This is a genomic window from Streptomyces sp. NPDC021749, from assembly GCF_040640655.1.
Lineage (GTDB): Bacteria > Actinomycetota > Actinomycetes > Streptomycetales > Streptomycetaceae > Streptomyces.
This window is the reverse complement of record NZ_JBFACE010000021.1, coordinates 68,289-87,100: the sequence shown is the minus strand read 5'-3', so window position 1 is coordinate 87,100 and position 18,812 is coordinate 68,289. Positions and strand designations below refer to the sequence as shown.

At 74.6% G+C, this 18,812-nt stretch carries 15 protein-coding genes; 6 read left to right on the top strand and 9 right to left on the bottom strand.

Translation table 11 applies throughout. The features are described from left to right. Positions 1-3: 3 nt before the first annotated feature. Positions 4-3,177, bottom strand: a complete 3,174-nt coding sequence (locus tag AB0G35_RS21585; protein WP_360951655.1) for an alpha-N-acetylglucosaminidase TIM-barrel domain-containing protein — start codon at positions 3,175-3,177, stop codon at positions 4-6. Between the two features lie 358 nt (positions 3,178-3,535). On the opposite strand from AB0G35_RS21585, the gene AB0G35_RS21580 reads away from it, so the two are divergent. From AB0G35_RS21580 to AB0G35_RS21570, 3 genes are read left to right on the top strand one after another with little or no spacing between them, the layout of a single operon-like run. Beyond that, positions 3,536-4,333 (top strand): GNAT family N-acyltransferase, encoded by a 798-nt coding sequence (locus AB0G35_RS21580; RefSeq protein ID WP_360951653.1) that lies wholly within the window; start codon positions 3,536-3,538, stop codon positions 4,331-4,333. Next, positions 4,330-5,199 carry a lysophospholipid acyltransferase family protein gene (locus AB0G35_RS21575; RefSeq protein WP_360951650.1) on the top strand — a complete coding sequence of 290 codons (870 nt, stop codon included), beginning with the start codon at positions 4,330-4,332 and terminating at the stop codon, positions 5,197-5,199. The genes AB0G35_RS21580 and AB0G35_RS21575 overlap by 4 nt, the downstream gene beginning before the upstream one ends. Further along, positions 5,192-5,839: a VTT domain-containing protein gene (locus AB0G35_RS21570; protein WP_360951647.1), complete on the top strand. Its 648-nt coding sequence runs from the start codon at positions 5,192-5,194 to the stop codon at positions 5,837-5,839. The genes AB0G35_RS21575 and AB0G35_RS21570 overlap by 8 nt, the downstream gene beginning before the upstream one ends. A gap of 57 nt (positions 5,840-5,896) precedes the next feature. Here the strand turns inward: AB0G35_RS21570 and AB0G35_RS21565 are convergent, their stop codons facing one another. The 6 genes from AB0G35_RS21565 to AB0G35_RS21540 form a co-directional block, all read right to left on the bottom strand. Further along, complete coding sequence (locus tag AB0G35_RS21565; protein ID WP_360951644.1) at positions 5,897-6,526, bottom strand: winged helix-turn-helix domain-containing protein; 630 nt, start codon at positions 6,524-6,526, stop codon at positions 5,897-5,899. A gap of 426 nt (positions 6,527-6,952) precedes the next feature. Further along, positions 6,953-7,591, bottom strand: a complete 639-nt coding sequence (locus tag AB0G35_RS21560) for a rhomboid-like protein (protein WP_360951641.1) — start codon at positions 7,589-7,591, stop codon at positions 6,953-6,955. A gap of 1 nt (position 7,592) precedes the next feature. Next, complete coding sequence (locus tag AB0G35_RS21555; protein WP_360951638.1) at positions 7,593-8,522, bottom strand: hypothetical protein; 930 nt, start codon at positions 8,520-8,522, stop codon at positions 7,593-7,595. A 150-nt stretch (positions 8,523-8,672) separates the two neighbouring features. Further along, the gene (gene glnII / locus AB0G35_RS21550) at positions 8,673-9,725 is read right to left on the bottom strand and encodes a glutamine synthetase (protein ID WP_360951635.1); all 1,053 of its coding nucleotides are present in this window, start codon (positions 9,723-9,725) and stop codon (positions 8,673-8,675) included. 205 nt (positions 9,726-9,930) lie between these two features. Next, positions 9,931-11,100, bottom strand: a complete 1,170-nt coding sequence (locus tag AB0G35_RS21545; RefSeq protein ID WP_360951632.1) for a hypothetical protein — start codon at positions 11,098-11,100, stop codon at positions 9,931-9,933. Further along, complete coding sequence (locus tag AB0G35_RS21540) at positions 11,097-12,623, bottom strand: hypothetical protein (protein WP_360951630.1); 1,527 nt, start codon at positions 12,621-12,623, stop codon at positions 11,097-11,099. Before AB0G35_RS21540 ends, AB0G35_RS21545 begins: the two co-directional genes overlap by 4 nt. 243 nt (positions 12,624-12,866) lie before the next feature. Here AB0G35_RS21540 and AB0G35_RS21535 point away from each other — a divergent pair, with 243 nt between their 5' ends. The 3 genes from AB0G35_RS21535 (at position 12,867) to AB0G35_RS21525 (ending at position 15,881) form a co-directional block, all read left to right on the top strand. After that, positions 12,867-13,775, top strand: a complete 909-nt coding sequence (locus AB0G35_RS21535) for a Gfo/Idh/MocA family oxidoreductase (protein WP_360951627.1) — start codon at positions 12,867-12,869, stop codon at positions 13,773-13,775. A 146-nt stretch (positions 13,776-13,921) separates the two neighbouring features. Next, positions 13,922-15,481: an AMP-binding protein gene (locus AB0G35_RS21530; RefSeq protein ID WP_360951624.1), complete on the top strand. Its 1,560-nt coding sequence runs from the start codon at positions 13,922-13,924 to the stop codon at positions 15,479-15,481. Between the two features lie 127 nt (positions 15,482-15,608). Then, on the top strand, positions 15,609-15,881 hold the full coding sequence (locus AB0G35_RS21525; protein WP_360951621.1) for a hypothetical protein: 273 nt from the start codon (positions 15,609-15,611) through the stop codon (positions 15,879-15,881). 64 nt (positions 15,882-15,945) lie between these two features. On the opposite strand, the gene AB0G35_RS21520 is transcribed toward AB0G35_RS21525, so the two are convergent. Further along, entirely contained in the window at positions 15,946-16,500 is a 555-nt protein-coding gene (locus tag AB0G35_RS21520) for a PadR family transcriptional regulator (RefSeq protein WP_360951618.1), read from the bottom strand. Between the two features lie 49 nt (positions 16,501-16,549). Continuing rightward, positions 16,550-18,544: an NADPH-dependent 2,4-dienoyl-CoA reductase gene (locus tag AB0G35_RS21515; RefSeq protein WP_360951771.1), complete on the bottom strand. Its 1,995-nt coding sequence runs from the start codon at positions 18,542-18,544 to the stop codon at positions 16,550-16,552. Positions 18,545-18,812 lie beyond the last annotated feature (268 nt).

Below are 18,812 nucleotides of genomic sequence, written 5' to 3'. Positions count from 1 at the left end.
GGGTCAGCGTACGCGGTGGCCGGGCGTGCTTCCAGTGACGGTCCAGTGACGGAACGCGGCCGTACCGCGGTCCCCGGTACCGGAGTTGGCGGCGCTCTGGTGCAGTCCGGTGTCCTGCCGGCCGGCCGCTTTGGGCACGGTCACGGTGGCGACCTCCCGCCAGGTCGCGCCGCCGTCGGTGGAGCAGGCGCCGGTGTACGAACCGGCGCGCCCGGCGTCCGGATGGCGGGTCAGCCGCAGCAGGACGGGCGCGGTGACACCGGCGAGCCGGCGGTAGCTGTCCAGCCGGCCGTCACCGTCGGCGTCGTAGGACAGCACGACGCCGGTGGCGGGGGTGACGGAGAGGTTGAGGAAGCCCAGGGCGGCGTCCGGTGCGTCCGGGCCGGCCGGGGCGAGGCGGTTGCGGACGATCAGCCCGGCCCGGGCCCACGGGGCGGTCGCCTCCTGGCTCGTCACCTCGGCCGTCACCGCGCCGCCCACCGCGAGGGCACCCGGCCGGTACAGCGCGCCGAACTCCGCGGTGGACCGCCACAGATCCGCTCCGGAGCCGTTGATCGCGAAGCGGTCGCCGAGCTGCCCGAAGACCGCCGCGTTCGTGGTGACCGTCCGCAGGTCCGCGTCCAGTGGCCCGGCGACGAAGAGGGTGGCGTCCCGGGTGGCGCGGATGCGGGGCTCGCCCCGGGGGCCGTAGTCGGCGGTGAGGCGGCAGGGGAGGGGCCGCAGCGGTTCCTTCGGCGGGCCGGCCGGGGCGGTGATCCGCCAGCGCGCCCGGCCGGTGCCGCCGGGCGGCACGGACGCCAGGGTGACCGGGCCGTCGGCGGTGGCCGACGGCCCGGTCAGCGCGAAGTCGACGCGACCGGTGGCCCGCAGGCCGTTCTCGTTGCGCAGCGCCGCGGTCAGGGTGGCCCGGCCACCCGGAGGCAGCGCGTCCGGGTCGGCGGTCACCGTGAGCGTGCCCTGGTACGGGGCCGTGGCGAGGACGTCGTGGACCCGCCGGGCGGTGCGGTACGGATCGGTGGTGGGGCGCAGCGGATGGCTGGTCCGCGCCCGGGTCCAGGACTCCTCCGAGGCGTACCAGTCGAAGGTCTTCGGTGGGCGGCCGGCGGCCAGCGCGTCCGCGAGCTCGTCCAGGTACGCCTGCCACTGCGGGAGGTGGACCTCGGAGATCAGGCCGTGCCAGTCGCGGTTGGCGTAGTTGGCGAGCGCCCCGCCGTCCGCGGTGGCCCGGTCCGCCCACGTGGTGAGCAACGCCCTTGCGGAATGCTCCAGTCGGGCCTCTTCCTCGGGGCCGGACGCCCTCGCCCTGGCGTCCGCGAGCCACGGCCCGAGCAGGAAGTTCCGGTGCGCCCCGGCGACCTCGTCGCTCAGCCGCATCAGCCGCAGCCACAGCCCGGACAGCGCCCGGAAGGCCGCCCGGTCCTTGCGCCGGTAGGCGTCCTGGAGCTGCCCGATCAGCTGCCAGGAGCGGTTGGCCAACGCCTGCCGGGCGGCGTCGGTCAGGTCGTGGCGGTAGGCGTCGCTGCCGCGCAGCGCGGGCCGGACCGCGAGCAGCGCCGCGAACGCGGTGTCGAAGACGGCCGGATCGAAGGCCGGGGTGTGGGTGGCGTAGGTGGTCCCGGAACGGGCGGCCAGGCCGGGCCGGGCGGCGAACACGGAGTCGTGCGGCCGGCCGTCCTTGCTGGCGATCTCGTACGCGCTGGTGCGCAGCGCGGCGAACGCGGCACGGGCGTGCGGATCGCGGCCCCCGTAACGGAACGCGGCATAGCCGTCGAACCACTCCGCACGGTCCACCGGCCGCGCCCGCCAGGCCAGTTCGCTGAACAGCTCGAAGGCGGCCGGATCGCGCTCGGCGGCCTCCGGCATGTAGGCGGTGCCGACCAGCCGGCTGCCCGGCTTGTCCCGCCAGGCCGCAAAGCGCTCCGCCCAGATGTGGGTCTTCGCGCCGATCGTGGTGCGCCCGCCGAAGTTGGGGATCGACCCGAAGGCGTACGGCACCCCGCCCCAGTCCCGCTCCCGGTCCGTGACCGTGTCCAGATCGCCGAGCCCGTCCACGATCAGCATCCGGTCGTGGTCGACGGCGTCCAGCAGGTCCCGCCGCGGATTGTCCTGCCAGCCGAGGATCACCCAGACGGCGTCCGGGTGCGCGGTGCGCAGCGCCCGCTCGACGGCACGCGCCGCCTCCGCCACCGGCACGTCACCGGGATCACCGCCTTCATGCAGCAAGTCCATCTTGAAGTGCCCGGCAGGCCCCAGGAGTTCTTCCTGCTCCCGGTAGAAGGCGGCGGCGACCTCGGCGAAGACTCCGGTCCGCGGATCCAGCCAGTCGGGGCGCTTCAGGCCCGACCAGGTGCCCTGCGGGACGGTCCGGGCGCCGGGGTTCCGGACGGCGAAACCGTCCGGAACGGTACCGAAGTACCCGGGCAGTACCGGCCGCATCCCCAGCTCCCGCAGCCGTCCGTTGATCCGCCGCCCCAACTCGGCCCTCTGGCCCAGCAGTTCGGGGCTCATCGGCCCCCCGTACCCGCTCATGTTCTGCAACAGCCACCACGGCTGGTGCGAGGGCGCCGGGAGCCAGCGGCGGGCCTCCGCGTCGGAGTACCCGAACCCGGTCAGCAGCCGGTGGTAAACGGCCTCGGTGCCCGGCGTGACCAGCACCTCGTTCACGCCGTGCAACGCCAGGACGTCGATCAGCCGCTCCCAGCGCGCCCAGTCGGCGTACGGGGCGGTGTACCCGTCGTGGGTGTCGTTCAGTGCGAACCGGTGCGGCACGGTGCTGTCCCGCTCCACGGCGGAGCGGGGCGCGGGCAGCCTGGCGGGCAGCGCCACCTGGTCGCCCGCCCAGGACAGATGGACCCGGCAGGTGTACTTGAGGTACCAGTGGACGCCGGTCAGCAGGGTGGCGGGGGAGGTCCCCGCCACGGTGATCCGGCCGGCCGTCCCGTCGACCCGGAACCGGTCGGTGGTGTCCTCGGCGCCGAGCGGCACCAGCGTGAACTGATCGGCGTGGCCGGGCAGCAGCCGGGCCAGCGCCGCCTGCGCCGGGCCGGTGTCCCAGGCCGGGGCCCGCCCGGCCCGGTGTGCGGACCGCCCGGCGGCGTACCCGGTTCCGCCGAGCGCCGCCCCCGCCCCGATCGCTCCGGCGGTTCCCAGCAGTGCGCGTCGTGACGGTCGGCTCACGTGTGCCCCCACAGCTCGGTGGTAACAACAGACCCGTGCGGGGGCACGCTAACGGCCGGCCGGCCGCGGTCCAAGAGGGCCACACGGTGGGGCGCGCGGGGAAGCACGGCGAGGAAAGGGCGGTCCCCGATGGTCGCCCGGTCGAGCACACCGGCCGGTGAGCAGCGCCCTTCTGGTGAGGGACGCGCGGCGAGGGCGGGTTCAGCCCGAAGGACGTGATCACGACGGTGGACGACAGGGCCTAGTGTTCCGCGGGCCCTCATCCGTTCGCTCCCTGGGCTTCACGCGCCCGGCCGGCCGGCCCGGGAACAGTCTGCCGCGTAAAGAAGGGCCAGGTCACTCCCCATGGAGGGCTCCCATGCGCATGGCACCGACCGCGTCCGCCGTCGTCCCCGCTCCCGCTGCGGCGGGTTCCACGTCCGCCGGGTCCGGACCCGCGGAAACCGCCTACACCGCCCATATCGCCGACACCCCCGAGCAGATCCGCGCAGCCCAGCGGCTTCGTCACCTCGTCTTCGCCGAGGAGATGGGCGCGACCCTGCACACCCCGCTGGCCGGGCATGACATCGATGCCGTCGACGAGGTCGCCGACCACCTCGTCGTCACCCACACCGCCAGCGGCGAGACCGTCGGCACCTATCGGCTGCTGCCGCCCGGCCGCAGCCCCCGGCTGTACTCCGACGGGGAGTTCGACCTCGGCGCCCTGGCCGCGCTGCGCCCCTCGCTCATCGAGGCCGGCCGGTCCTGTGTGCACCCCGCTCACCGGGACGGCGCGGTGATGACCCAGATGTGGGCCGCGCTCGCCCGTTACACGCTGCTCTCCGGCCACCGCTATCTGGCCGGCTGCGCCTCCGTCCCGCTCGCCGACGGGGGCACGGCCGCGGCCCATGCCTGGGAACTGGGCCGCACCCGCTACGCCGCCCCGCCCGAGCTGCGGGTCACCCCGCACCGCCCCTGGCGCGCCACGGTCCCCGTCCCGGAGCGCGCCCGCCTCGCCCAGCTGCCGCCGCTGCTCCGCGGCTACCTCCGGATTGGCGCGTTCATCTGCGGCGCGCCCGCCCATGACCCGGAGTTCGACGTCGCGGACTTCTTCGTCGTGCTGGACATGGAACGGCTCGGCGACCGCTACCGGCGCTACTTCCTGGGGGAGCGGTGAACGGCCCCTGGGACGTCCGCTCCGACTGCACCCCGGACTGCGCCCGGCACGCCCTGCCGCGGGTCCCGGCCGCCGAGGCCGCGCGGCGCTCCGCGGTCTTCGCCCACCGGGTGCGCCGGGCCCTGACGGACGGCGGGCGGATGGCCGATCCGGTACGGCTGCGCGCCCACGCCGCGGCCCTGCTCGACGCGCTGGACATCCGTCTGGAGGGCCCGCCCGCGGTGGCCGGGCCGCCGGGCACCGGGGCCGGGCCGCTCACCGCGCCGGCCGGCGGCCCCGGCACCCTGCTGGTCGTCAACCACATCTCCTGGCTCGACATCCCCGCCCTGCTCGCGCTCGAACCGGTCACCCTCCTCGCCAAGCGCGAGGTCGGCGGCTGGCCGGTCGTCGGCGGTCTGGCCCGGCGCGCCGGCACGTTCTTCATCGACCGCACGGATCCTCGTCAACTGCCGTACACGGTACGGGAGTTGTCGGAACTGCTCGGCTCCGGGCGCTCCGTGGCGGTGTTTCCGCAGGCCACCACCTGGTGCACGGCCGGCCGGGGGGTCTTCCGCCGGGCCACCTTCCAGGCCGCCCTCGACGCCGGTGCGCCGGTCCGGCCGGTCACCCTGGAGTACGCCCAGCAGGGCCGGCCCACCACGGTGGCCGCGTTCTGCGGTGCGGACACCTTCCTCGGCTCGCTGCGCCGGGTGCTCGCCGCCCGCGCGCTGACCGTACGCGTCACCGCCCATCCGGTGCTGACGACCGCGGACGGCGCGGACCGGCGGGAGCTGGCCGCGCGGGCGGAACGGGCGGCGCTGTACGGGCGGCCGGTGGCGGCGGTACCGGTACGGGGTGCGACGCGGCCCGCGCGGGTCCATGTGTGACCAGCTGGACCACCTCGACGAGCTGGCCCGCACGCTGCAGGGCCTGCTCGGTTCGCCCTGGCTCTGGCTGGTCGTGCTGCTGGTGTCCGGGCTCGACGCGCTGCTGCCGTTCATGCCGAGCGAGACCACCGTCGTGCTGGTCGCGGTGCTCATCGGCCCCGATCTGCCGCTGCTCGCCCTGCTGGCCGGGGTCGCGGCGGCCGGGGCGCTGGCCGGTGACTGCCTCGGCCACGCCGTCGGACGGTACGCGGGCCCGCGGGCACTCGCCCGGCTGCTGCGCGGTGAACGCGGCCGGGCCCGGTACGCCCGGGCCCGGGCACGGGTGGAGCGGCACGCCGCGCTGCTGGTGATCGCCGGCCGCTTCCTGCCCGGTGGCCGGGTCGTGGCCGCGCTCTCCACCGGGAGCGTGCGCTATCCGCTGCGCCGCTTCGTCCTCCTGGACGCGGTGGGCGCGGGCCTGTGGGCGCTGTGCAGCGCGGCGCTCGGCGGCCTGGGCGGTACCGCGCTGGCCGGGTCGCCGGCCCGCGGGATGCTGCTGGCCTCGGCGGCCGGACTGCTGATGGCCGGGTGTGTGGGCGGTGCGCACCGGCGCGGGGTGCGGCGCGCCCTCCCGCTCCGGGGCGAACGGGAGGGCGTCTGACCCGACGGGCCGGTCCCGGCACCGGAACTCCACGGTCCGGTGCCCGGCCCGCCGGACTCAGGTGCTCGGTACGTACTTGTAGCCGACCCGCCGCACCGTCACGATCGACGACCGGTGCTCGGCGCCCAGCTTGCGGCGCAGCCGGGCGACATGGACGTCGACGGTGCGGCCGTCCCCGACGTGCCCGTAGCCCCAGACCGTGGTCACCAGCTGGTCGCGGGTGTGCACCCGGTGCGGATGGGCGACCAGGTGGGCCAGCAGCTCGAACTCCAGGTACGTCAGGTCCAGCGGGCGGCCCAGGACTTGGGCGGTGCGCTGCTCGGGGTCGATGCGGACGATCGCGTCGCCGGTCGGCGCGGGCGCCTCGGACCGTGCGGCCGGCGGCGCGGCCGCGGTGGGGGCCTGGTCGGCCGGCACCAGGACGAGGTAGCCGACCATCGGCGGCTGACCGGGCAGCGCGGGCAGGCTGTGCTGCGGCGCCGGCAGCCAGGTGGCGCCGGAGTGCAGCAGCTCCGCCACGGCAGGGACGCTGTGGCGCGCAGCGCCTCCACCCGGGGCGGTGGCGGGTGACGGGTGGGCGTCGTCGGGTGAGACGGCGCGCAGCCGGTGGCGGTTCGGGTGCGGGGTGGTGAGGGGGGACAGGGGGGCCGTCGTGGAACCGGCGGTCAGGGTACGGACGTTCGTCATCAGGAGTCAGCTCTTTCGCGCAAGAGGGGCGTCGGGGACGTCGTGCGCGCGGGCAGGGCTGGGGACGCCGGTCAGCGGCGTCGAGGAAGGGTGTGCGGGCCCGCGCTCAGTGCGCGCGGCAACACAGACGGTCGAAAGCGTGCGCCTGCCGGGACGGCCAGAAGGGCTCAAGGTCGCTGCGACCTGTCGCGGTGTCGGTGAGGCTGGCCATGGCCCCATTGAACCAGACGGTCGGTGATCTGTCCCTCGTGTGGGTGGCGGTGTGACGCGAATCCACCGTCTCCGGGCGGCACCTACCGCGGGACCGGGCGCGATACCGCTCCGACTCGACCTTTCCGCACGGGAGTTGGGGGCGGGGGAGGGTAGCGGGTGTGTGGCCGAAATCCGTTGTCGCCGGCCCGTTGGCGGCCGACTGCCGCGTCTCTCTCATTCGCCCCCTTTCCGGAGGTGTCGTCCTGCGTGCAGTCCGGCTCCGGTCGCCACTCCCAGTGCGAGCGCGGTCAGATGGCCGGCGTCGGTGAAGGTCCGCCCGCGGCGCAGTACGGGCCGGATGCCCAGGGCCAGCAGACCGGCCGTGGCGGCGGTCCGTAGGCCGCGGTGCGGGACGGACGCGGCGAGCGCGCCCAGCGTGGCGTAGAAGCCGTAGCTGGCACCGACGTCGACGGCGTGCGTGGTCGCGGTGTGCGTGGTCGGTGCCTCGGGTTCGCGCAGCCGGGTGCGGGCGCGGAGTCCGGCGTAGACCAGCAGGCTGGCGCCGATGTGGCCGGCCGTGAAGACCCCCGCGGCGCGCCGCACCCCCCAGCGCCGCTCGGCCGTGCCGAGCACGGCGAGCAGTGCCGCGCCGTACGGCACCGGCAGCGGCTCCTCGACGAACCCCGCGCTGGTCAGCAGCGTGCTCCAGCGGCCGGCCCGCAGATTGGCGACGTTGGTGGAGTGGGCGCGCAGCAGTTCCGCGCGGCGCCGGGCGGGCAGCCGCGCGATGGCGTACGCGCCGAGCTGGACGGCTCCGACGTACAGCGGTGCGGCCCAGGGAACGCGGGACGGGCGGGGCGGCCGGGGGAGCATCTCAGGCCCCCGTCGGCAGGCGCTTGCGCCAGTCCAGCGGGGCGAGGTCGATCACGCGGTCCGGATCGCCGTCCCACCGCACCGGCAGACCCGCCTCCGTCAGCGCCGCGGCCACCGTCCGCCCCACCTCGGCCCGCTGCTCGCCCGGCACTTCCCCGGCGTCCTGGCCGGGACCGGGGTAGGCGCCGTAGCGGACCGCCAGGCCGTGGCCCTCGGCGGCCGCCGCGGTGTCCTGGTGGTGGAAGAAGACGAAGCCCCGGTCGCCCTCGGCCCGCTCGCCGGCCATCTCGGCCAGCGCGCAGCCGCTGCAGCAGGTGAAGTCCATCCGGGCGGTCAGCCCGCGGTCGGCCAGCGCCGCGAAGGCCCGGGCGACCCGGTCGGGGTCGGTCGGCTCCGGCCAGCCGGTCTGCTCGGCGAGCCGCTCCTCCCACAGCTGCGCCACGATCCGCCGCGCCTCCTCCCGCGAGACCTGGGCCTCCGCGGGGTCGAAGGCGTCCTGGACGTCCTGCACGACCTGGTGGAAGGCGCGGAAGCCGGAGCGTATGCCGGCGCGGGCCCGTTCCTCGGCCTCCGCGCGGACCGCGGGGTCCAGACCGGGTGTGGCGAAGAGGTCGGCGGGCCGCCAGTCCAGCGCCGTACGCCACGCCTGCCCGCCGCGCGCCCAGTCCAGGAACACCTCGACGACCCGCTCGACGTCCTCGGAGGTGGCCGTGAAGTGCCGCTCCGGAGCGCCGTCGCGGTACTCCACGGCGAACGGCCCGTCGCCGTCCCGCCAGGTCTGCACATACACCTGGTCCTCGTCGGGCAGCCGCTCGACGACCGCGAAGTGGTCGTCATCGGCGCCGATCCGCCGCAGCAGCCCGGCCAGCTCTTCGGCGGTGGGACGCGAAAGGTCCGCCCCGGACTCGGTCTTGACGCTGATCGCAAGCATGATCCCAGCCTGCCAGCCGGCACTGACAACGCCGTCCCGCGGGCCGTGCGCGACGACGCCGGCGGCGGACGCGCGGCCCGGGACGCCGGAGACGCGAAGGGGGCCGGACCCATCGGTCCGGCCCCTTCACCTCATGCGCTACTGCCCGTCTCAGACCTGCTCGCGCCGCGCCAGCTCCGTGCAGCAGGTGTCCACGATCAGCCGGGTCACCACGTACGGGTCGACGTTGGCGTTCGGCCGCCGGTCCTCGATGTAGCCCTTCTTCTCGACCTCGACCTGCCAGGGGATGCGCACCGACGCACCGCGGTCCGAGGCGCCGTAGCTGAACTCGTCCCAGGGCGCGGTCTCGTGCGCACCGGTGAGCCGGTCCTCGATGCCGGTGCCGTACTGGCGGACGTGCTCCAGCGGCTTGCCGTCGGCGCCCAGCGCCTCGCAGGCGGTGATGATCGCGTCGTAGCCCTCGCGCATCGCGCGGGTGGAGAAGTTGGTGTGCGCGCCCGCGCCGTTCCAGTCGCCCTTGGCCGGCTTGGCGTCCAGCGACGCGGTGACGCCGAACTCCTCGGCCGTACGGTGCAGCAGCCAGCGCGCCACCCACATGTGGTCGGCGACCTCCAGCGGCGGCAGCGCGCCCACCTGGAACTCCCACTGGCCCGGCATGACCTCGGCGTTGATGCCGGACAGCCCCAGTCCGGCGGCCAGGCACAGGTCGAGGTGCTTCTCGACGATCTCCCGGCCGAAGATCGCGTCGGCGCCCACACCGCAGTAGTAGTCGGCCTGCGGGGCCGGGAAGCCGCCGCCCTCGGGGAAGCCGAGCGGACGCTCGCCCTTGAGGAAGGTGTACTCCTGCTCGATGCCGAAGATCGGCTCCTGGGCCGCGAACTTCTCCGCCACCGGGCGCAGCAGCGCACGGGTGTTGGAGGAGTGCGGGGTGAGGTCGGTGTTGAGCACCTCGCACAGCACCAGCAGGTGGTCCCCGCCGCGGATCGGGTCCGGGCAGCTGAAGACCGGTTCGAGGACGAGGTCCGAGGAGTGGCCCTCCGCCTGGTTCGTGCTGGACCCGTCGAAGCCCCAGCGCGGCAGCTCGCTCGCTCCCCCAGCGCTCACGGCCTGGGAGGGACCCCCGTCCAGGATCTTCGTCTTGGAGCGGAGCTTGGCGGTCGGCTGGGTGCCGTCGATCCAGATGTACTCGGCCTTGATGGTCACGGGGTCCTCTTATACGGGTAGGTGCGGGTACGCGTGCGGGCGTACGTTCGCACTCTGGCAAGGAGCCGTTTCCCGTCCGTTGCTCATATGTGAACCGCAGGTTACCCGGCCGGACATCCCACCATTCCCGAGGAGTTTGGACCTATTCGCCTGGGAATCCATGCCGGTTTTCAGTCGGTTTGCGAGTGGCGCTGTGGTGCAGGACTCAGCCGCTCCGCTTCGGCGGGCGCTCGGCGGGCCGCTCCAGCAGCCCCGCGAAACCCAGGTGCGCCACCCGCCGGAGGAGCTCCGGCGCGCTGATCCCCATCGCCTCCGCGGTGCGTCCCACGTGCCAGTCGTGGGCCGCGAGCCGGTGCAGTACGTGACCGCGCCGGACCTGCTTGTCGGTCAGCCGGAACGTCTTGAGGTAGCCGACCCGGCCCTTGTCGTCGGTGATCATCTCGCCGATGTGCTGGGTGCGGTGCAGCGCGAACGGCGGCAGGAACCGGCACAGCCGGAACCGCCCCATCCGGTACACCTGCCGCACCTCGTAGGACTCGTCCAGCAGCTCACCCGCCATCAGGGCGGCGTGCCGGCTCTCCCACTCCTGCTGCTGCCGTTCGGCGGCGGACCGCAGCTCGGCGAGCGAGGTGACGTACTCCGCCGCGATCCGGGCCGTGAACTCCGGCACCGGCCCGCCGTAGAGGGCGTACTGGTACATCAGCTCGCCGTACAGGTCCTGCAGCAGCGACGGGTGCAGCGCCCGGTAGTCGTCCGGATGCGGCACCACGAAGGCGGCGGCCAGGGCGTCGGCGACGTACACCAGCACCCCGCACTGCCCGGGATGGATCTCGAAGACCCGCAGCGCGTCGTCGAGTCCGGGGACCGCCTCGCCCCGGTAGGCCCGCTCCGCGCGCGGTGAGAGCCCGTCGCGGACCGCCCGCCGGGTCCACTCCTCCCACACGATCGACGGACCGCCGAAGTGCAGCGCCAGATAGCCGTCGAGCGCCAGATGGAGCGGCAGGAACCGCAGCCCGCCCGAACGGCCGCCGGACGCCGTTCCCTTCCCGCTGTCCTTGTCGCGCCGCCGCTGGACGAGCTTGCGCGGAAGGTGCAGCGGCGCGCACACCACCGGGCCCCGCTCATCGCTCAGCTGCGAGCCGTACGCCGCGGCCGGCGACCCGTCGCCCGTCCAGTTCGCCACGAAACCGTGCGGGACGTACGCCGTGTAGGCCGTACCGCGCTCGCCCCGGACCGTCAGCGGCCCGTCCTCGTACAGCTCGCGGTGCAGCCGCAGATCGGTGATCGGCTCCGCCCGCACCAGCGGGACCAGCCGGACCGCACCCCACACCTGCGCCGGCCGGGCCCGCAGCCCGCCCAGATCCAGCCTGCTCATCCCGCGGTCCCCTCCTTCCGCCGCCCGCTTTCCGCTTCCGCTCCCGCCTCCACTTCCGCTCCCGCTCCCGCCTCCACTCCCGCTCCCGTCTCCGCTACCGCCAGGAACTGCCGCACCCGCTCGTCCAGATGGGCCCGCAGCTCGGCGAGCCCGGTCCGGCCCTCGGCGAACCGCGCGAGCTGCACCAGCGCCGGCAGGTCCTCGGCATCGCGCACCCCGGCCGTCGGCACCACGGGGGACAGCCGCCGCACCGTGAAGTCCTCGGCGTCGTACACCGGGTTGAGGTGCACGACGGAGGTGGCGCCGTGCGGGTCGAGCCGGGTCCGCCAGACCCGCAGCACCTCACCGGCCAGACCGGGCGGCGCGTTGTCCCAGCCGTCCGAGACGATCACCAGCCGCTCGGGCGTGTGCTCCAGCGCGTCCAGCACCCGCATGCCCAGCGGGGTCGGCCCGTACGGGCGGGCCAGCAGCGCGTCCTGCCGCCCGGACGTCCAGAGGGGCAGATACGAGTCCGCCAGCGCCTCCAGCAGGAAGTGGCAGGCCAGCGCGGTCGCCAGCGGGCGGCGCCGCTTCTGCCGCGAGCCGGTGGTGGAGTAACTGTCGTCCAGTACGGCCGCCACCCGCCCCCACGTCCCGGCCCGCGCCCCTGCCGTACGCCGCGCCGCCGCCCGCAGCGCACCCGTCAGCTCGGCCCGGCGGGCGACCCGGTCGTCCAGCGGCAGCCCGAGGACGTACGACGCGAGCCGGGTCAGCGGCATCCCGGTAAGCACGCGGTCCACCTCGGCGCCCTGCGCCCGGGCCGACTCCTGCACCCGCAGCCGCTCCCGCCGCGTCATCCGCGGGGCGATCCGCTCCAGGAAGTCCCGCCGCCCGATCCCGTGGGCCGCCGCGAACCCCTCGGCGACGGTGAACGGCAGCTCGTACAGCGCGCCCTGCTCGTAGTGCGCCCGGCGCCAGGCGTCCAGCAGCGGGGTGCCGAACTGCTTCCGGCGGCCCGGCGCGAACAGGAAGTCACCCAGCTCGCCGCCGTCCTCGCCCGGCCGGTGCAGCGGCAGATGGGCATGGCGCGCCGCGCACCTGAGGCCGGCCCGGTACTTCACCGCGTCCAGCGCCGGATCCGGGCGCGCGGCCACCCAGTCACGGATGATCGCGCGGGTCCGGCGGTTGTTCACCCCGGCCGCCCGCAGCGCCCGGAACAGGCGGTACACCCGCGGTGCGGGCAGCCGCGCCAGCCGGGCCGCGATCAGCCGCCCCTCGGTGCGCCGCCCGTCCGCCGTCGCCTCACCGGCGGTCTCCAGCAGCCGGCGCACGATCAGCGCGGCGTTGTGGTCGTTGATGTCCAGAGCGAGCGAAGCGGCGTACAGCGGGCGGTAGTTGATCCGCACGTACTCGTGCAGGAAGTCCAGCGACAGCTGCTGTTCCGCCGCGCCGGAGCGGAACTCCCGCTGTCCGGTGGCCGTGATCGCGGCGTTCACGAACAGCAGCACGTCCTCGGCCGCCACCAGATCCGGGCAGCTCTCCACCCCGTCCTCCCCGTTGTCGGAAGCCGGCCGGGGAATGGGGGCACGAACAGCGAATCGTTGCTTAGCAGAGCAGGTCCGGAAGTCGCACCGGAGTCCCGCGGCCGGCCGGGGAAACGTAACACCGGGCGGGCGCACCGGGCATGCCGATTACCGGCCGGGACACGGCCCGGCCGCCCCGGGGACACGGGCGGACCGCCCCGGGGAATCGGCCGCCCGCCGCCCGCCCGGGGGGACACTGGCCGGATGACGACCATGCGCATCGGACTCCTCGGTACCGGCCCCTGGGCGCGCAGCGTCCACGCCCCCGCCCTCGCCGACCATCCCGGCGTCGCCTTCACCGGCGTCTGGGGGCGCCGCGCGGAGGCCGCCGCCGCCCTGGCCCAGGCCCACGGCACCCGCCCGTACGAGAGCCCCGACGAGCTGTGCGCCGACTGCGACGCGGTGGCGATCGCCCTGCCGCCGTCCGTGCAGGGCCCGTTGGCCGAGCGCGCCGCGCGGGCCGGCTGCCACCTCCTGCTGGACAAGCCGGTCGCCACCTCCGTGCCCGGGGCCCGGGCGGTCGCCGAGGCCGCCGACCGGGCGGGGGTGGCCTCGGTGGTCTTCTTCACCGCGCGCTTCGGTGCGGAGGAGGGGGAGTGGATCGCCGCCCAGGCGGCCGTGGGCGGCTGGTTCACCGCACACGCCGACTGGCTCGCGCCGGTCTTCTCCGACGGGTCCACCAGCCCGTACGCGCACTCGCCGTGGCGCCGCGACAAGGGCGGGCTGTGGGACGTCGGCCCGCATGCGCTCTCCGTCCTGCTGCCCGTCCTGGGCGACGCGGAGGAGGTGACCGCCACCAGGGGCCCGGCCGACACCGTGCTGCTGACGATGCGGCACGGCAGCGGCGCGGCCAGCTCGGCGACGGTCGGGCTGACCGCGCCGGCCGCCGCGGCCGGCGTCGAGGTCACCCTCCGCGGCACGGCCGGCGTCACCAGCCTGCCCCGCCGTCAGCACGGCCCCGGACCGGCCTACCACCGCGCCCTCGACGCCCTGCTCGCCGCGGTGGAGACCGGTCTGCCCAACGCCTGCGACGTCCACTTCGGCCTGCGGGTCACCGAGATCCTCGCGGCGGCGGAGGAGTCCCTCACCCCGCTCATGCCCGGGCGGTCATGAGTACATGGCGCATTTGGTCGTGGAGGGCATGAGAGATCGGCCGTAGCGTCGGTGCCATCGGCCGGTCACCGTCCGGCCGATGAACGGCCGCCGGTCACCGTCCGGCCGCCGGCCACCCGCGCACCGCACCGAGGAGCCCCCCGTCCATGCCATCCGCCACCGGCTTCACCAGTTACGTCGACACCATCCTGGCCGCCCTCGCCCGCGACCCCGGCCGGCCGGCGCTGAGCGGCCCGGACGGCCACCCCGACCGCACCGCCGGTGAGGTGCACGCCACCGTCCACCGCATGGCGGCGGTGCTCGACGCCCACGGCATCGGCCGCGGCCACACGGTCTGCCTGCTCAGCGGCAACCGCCCCGAGGTGCTCGCGGTCCGCTACGCCGTCAACCTCCTCGGCGCCCGGGTGGTCTTCCTCTACGACGGCATGGCCGCCGAAACCCTGGCCCGGATAGCCGACAGCGTCGAACCGGCCCTGCTCGTCGTCGACCCGGACCTGCACGCCACCGCACGGGACGTCCTGCGGCAGCTTGCGGGCCCGCGCCCGGAGGTGATGACCCTCGGCCCGGCGCCCGCCCCCGCCCTCGGCACGGACCTGCTCGCCGCCTGCGCCGCGCTCCCGGCCACCCCCGACGTGCCGAGCCGCGCCCGCCCGGAGGACGACTGGTGCATCCGCCACACCGGCGGCACCACCGGCATCCCCAAGGGCGTCCGGATGGCGCACGCCCCCTACGGCGCGATGCTCGCCCAGATGTCTCCGGAGCCCGCGGACGGGCCCGCCCGGTTCCTCGCCTGCACCTCGCTCGCCCACCTGGCGGGCATCCTGTCCGACCTCACGCTCGCCGGCGGCGGCACCGTCGTCCTGCACCGCGGCTTCGACCCCGCCGCGGTCCTCGCCGCCGTCGCCCGCGACCGCATCACCGACCTGTGGCTGCTGCCCCCGCTCCTCTACCGCCTGCTGGACGACCCCACCCTCCCCACCACCGACCTCGGCTCCCTCGCCCGCATCACCTACGGCGGCTGCCCCGCCTCGCCCTCCCGCCTGCTGCGGGCCGCGGAGGTGTTCGGCCCGGTGCTGCACGGGATGTACGGCATGTCCGAGGCGATGACCATCAGCCTGGCCCTCCCGGAGGACCACGTGCCCACCGGGCCCGGCGGCCGGATCACCGTCGGCCGCGCGCTGCCCGGCGTGGAGATCGCCGTCCGGGACACGGACGGCCGCGCACTGCCGACGGGGGAGCCGGGCGAGGTCCACGTCCGCTCCGCCGGAGTGATGACCGGCTACTGGAAGCAGCCCGAGGAGACCGCGCGGGCCCTGCCCGGTGACGGCTGGCTGCGCACCGGTGACGTCGGCTGCCTGGACGAGGAGGGCCGGCTCTACCTCGTCGACCGGGTCAAGGACGTGATCATCGTCGTGGGCGGCCACGTTCACCCGGCGGAGATCGAGGACCTGCTGCACACCCATCCCACGGTCGCCCACTGCGCCGTCTACGGGGTGCGCACCGCGGACGAGACCGAGGAGGTGCACCTCGCGGTCGTGCCCGCCCCGGGCCGGACCGTGGACCTCGCCGACCTCCGCGCGTTCGTCACCGCGCACAAGGGCGCCATGTACGCCCCGGCCGCCCTCCACGTCGTCGACGCCATCCCGCTCACCCCCGTCGGCAAACCCGACAAGACCGCGCTGCGGGCGAGTGCCGCCACGGCCTGAGAAAGGCCCGCACCACACCCCTGGTCAGAGGCCCCAAATCCCCTCTGGCCAGGGGCTTTTGTCAGCGGTGGCCGGTAGAATGGGAACCAGTCAGTGAGGGTTTTCCCAGCGCTCCAGGAGGTCGCCCGTGGCTGTCGCCGTACCTATGACGAAGCCTCTCCCCGCCCACCCGCTGCCCAAGAAACCACTGCCCGCCGGCTGGCCCCGCGAGCGGTACGAATCCCACCACCGCCGCCTGAAGGCCATGCGTCTGGCCATCGCCCTGCTCGACACCGGCGTCTACCGCCCCGAGCAGGCCCCCAACCACCGGATCCGCAGCACCGCCGCCCAGATAGGGGTGCACGCCCCCTCCGACACGACCTGCCGCCTGGTGCGCGCGCTGCTCTACGACAACTGCTGACGGCCCGCCGACACACACCCGCGCTCTGCGCCACCTGCTGACGACACCGGCGGGCGGCCCGGGATCACTCCCCGGGCCGCCCGCCCGCCGCCATGTCCTCGACCTCGGCCAGTGCCTCCCGGAGCCACTGCACCCAGAAGGTCTCCAGCCCGATCCCGGCCCGCAGCACCAGCCGCCGCAGCCGGTCCTCCGGGTCGGCCACGGCCCCGAAGTCGCGCTCCTGGATCTCCTCGTACTCCGCCAACTGCCGCTCGTGCAGCGTCAGATGGCGCCGCAGCTCGGCGTCCAGCCCGGCCCGTCCGACGACCGCCGCCGCCCGCAGCCGCAGCACCAGCGCATTGCGCACCGGCTTGGCGTCCTGCTCGCCCGAGGCCCACGCGGTCAGCTCCGCGCGCCCCGCCGGCAGCACCTCGAACTCCTTCTTCTGCCCGCGCGACGGCTGGTCCGACGGCAGCGCCCGGATGAACCCGGCCTGCTCCAGCTTCCCCAGCTCCCGGTAGATCTGCTGGTGCGTGGCCGGCCAGAAGTATCCGATCGACCGGTCGAACCTCCGGGTCAGCTCCAGCCCCGACGACGGCTTCTCCAACAGGGCGGTGAGGATCGCGTGGGGGAGTGACATGGGGGAATCCTAGGCAGGCCGGGCCCCGTTCCGAGGGCCCGGCCGTCCCTCAGAGCGCCGCCGCCAGCTCCGTCCCCTGTTTGATGGCGCGCTTGGCGTCCAGCTCGGCGGCGACGTCCGCACCGCCGATCAGATGCACCGCCCGGCCCTCCGCCCGCAGCTCCTCGTACAGGTCCCGGCGCGGCTCCTGCCCGGTGCACAGCACGACGGTGTCCACGGGCAGCGTGCGGGCCTCGCCGTCCACCGTGACGTGCAGCCCCGCGTCGTCGATCCGCTCGTACGTCACCCCGGGGACCATGGTCACGCCCCGGTGCCGCAGCTCCGTGCGGTGGATCCACCCGGTCGTCTTGCCCAGCCCCGCGCCCACCTTGGACGTCTTCCGCTGGAGCAGGTGCACCTGGCGCGGCGACGCGGGCCGCTCGGGCGCCCGCAGCCCGCCGCGGTCGCCGTACCCGGTGTCCACGCCCCAGCCCCGGAAGTACGTCTCCGCGTCCCGGCTCGCCCCGTCGCCGGCGTCGGTCAGGAACTCCGCGACGTCGAAGCCGATGCCGCCCGCCCCGACGACCGCGACCCGCGCGCCCACCTCGGCGCCGTCCCGCAGCACGTCGAGATAGCTGACCACGCTCGGGTGGCCGATCCCCTCGATCTCCGGGATCCGCGGCGTGACACCGGTGGCGACCACCACCTCGTCGTACGCCCCGAGGTCGGCCGCGGTCACCGTGGTGTTCAGCCGGACGTCCACCCCGCGCAGCGTCAGCTGCTCGCGGAAGTAGCGCAGCGTCTCCTCGAACTCCTCCTTGCCCGGCACCCGCTTGGCGATGTTCAGCTGGCCGCCGATCTCGCCCGCGGCCTCGAACAGCGTGACCCGGTGCCCGCGCTCGGCGGCCGACACCGCGCAGGCGAGCCCGGCCGGCCCGGCGCCGACCACCGCGAGCCGCTTGCGCAGCCGGGTCGGCGCGAGCACCAGCTCGGTCTCGTGGCAGGCCCGCGGATTCACCAGGCACGAGGTGATCTTCCCGCTGAAGGTGTGGTCGAGGCAGGCCTGGTTGCAGCCGATGCAGGTGTTGATCTCCGCGGCCCGGCCGTCCGCCGCCTTCGCCACGAACTCCGGGTCGGCGAGGAAGGGCCGGGCCAGCGACACCATGTCGGCCCGCCCGTCGGCCAGCAGCTCCTCGGCCACCTCGGGGGTGTTGATCCGGTTGCTGGTCACCAGCGGCACCGACACCGCGCCCATCAGCCGCTTGGTGACCCAGGTGTACGCCCCGCGCGGCACCGACGTCGCGATGGTCGGGATGCGGGCCTCGTGCCACCCGATGCCGGTGTTGATGATCGTCGCGCCCGCCGCCTCGATCTCCTTGGCGAGCGTGACGACCTCGTCCAGCGTCGAGCCGCCCGGCACCAGGTCCAGCATCGACAGCCGGTAGATCAGGATGAAGTCCGGCCCCAGGCGCTCCCGCGTCCGCCGGACGATCTCCACCGGGAACCGCATCCGGTTCTCGTACGAGCCGCCCCACCGGTCCGTGCGGTGGTTGGTCGCACCGACCACGAACTCGTTGATCAAATACCCTTCCGAGCCCATGATCTCGACCCCGTCGTACCCCGCGGACCGGGCCAGCTCCGCCGCCCGCACATAGTCCTCGACGGTCTGCTCCACCTCGTCGTCGGTGAGCGCGTGCGGGGTGAACGGGCTGATCGGCGCCTGGAGCGCACTCGGCGCGACCAGGTCCTGGTGGTACGCGTACCGCCCGAAGTGCAGGATCTGCATCGCGATCCGCCCGCCCGCGGCGTGCACCGCCTCGGTCACGGTCCGGTGCTGGGCCGCCTCCGCCTCGGTCGTCAGCTTGGCGCCGCCCTCGTACGGCCGGCCCGCCTCGTTCGGCGCGATCCCGCCGGTGACCATCAGGCCGACCCCGCCGCGCGCCCGCTCCGCGTAGAACGCGGCCATCCGCGCGAACCCGTTCTCGGCCTCCTCCAGGCCGATGTGCATCGACCCCATCAGCACCCGGTTGGGAAGCGTGGTGAACCCGAGGTCGAGCGGGCTCATCAGATGCGGATACGGGTTCGTCGGGCTCACGGGGCCTCCTCGGGCGGGGGTGGACTGACACCGGTTCTAGACCAGGCGGAGGCCTTTATGCAACAAGTTGCAAAAACTGTGAGGGAAGCGACTCGGGGTGCCCGCAGGCCGCTCCGCCCGACGCAGGGTGCGGGGTGGCGGCGGCGGCCGTACCGAATGCGTGACGATGTCCGCACCGTGCGTCGTGTCACAGACAGCGCACCCGAATCTGTGGCAACGTCAACTCGCCTCAGCTCCG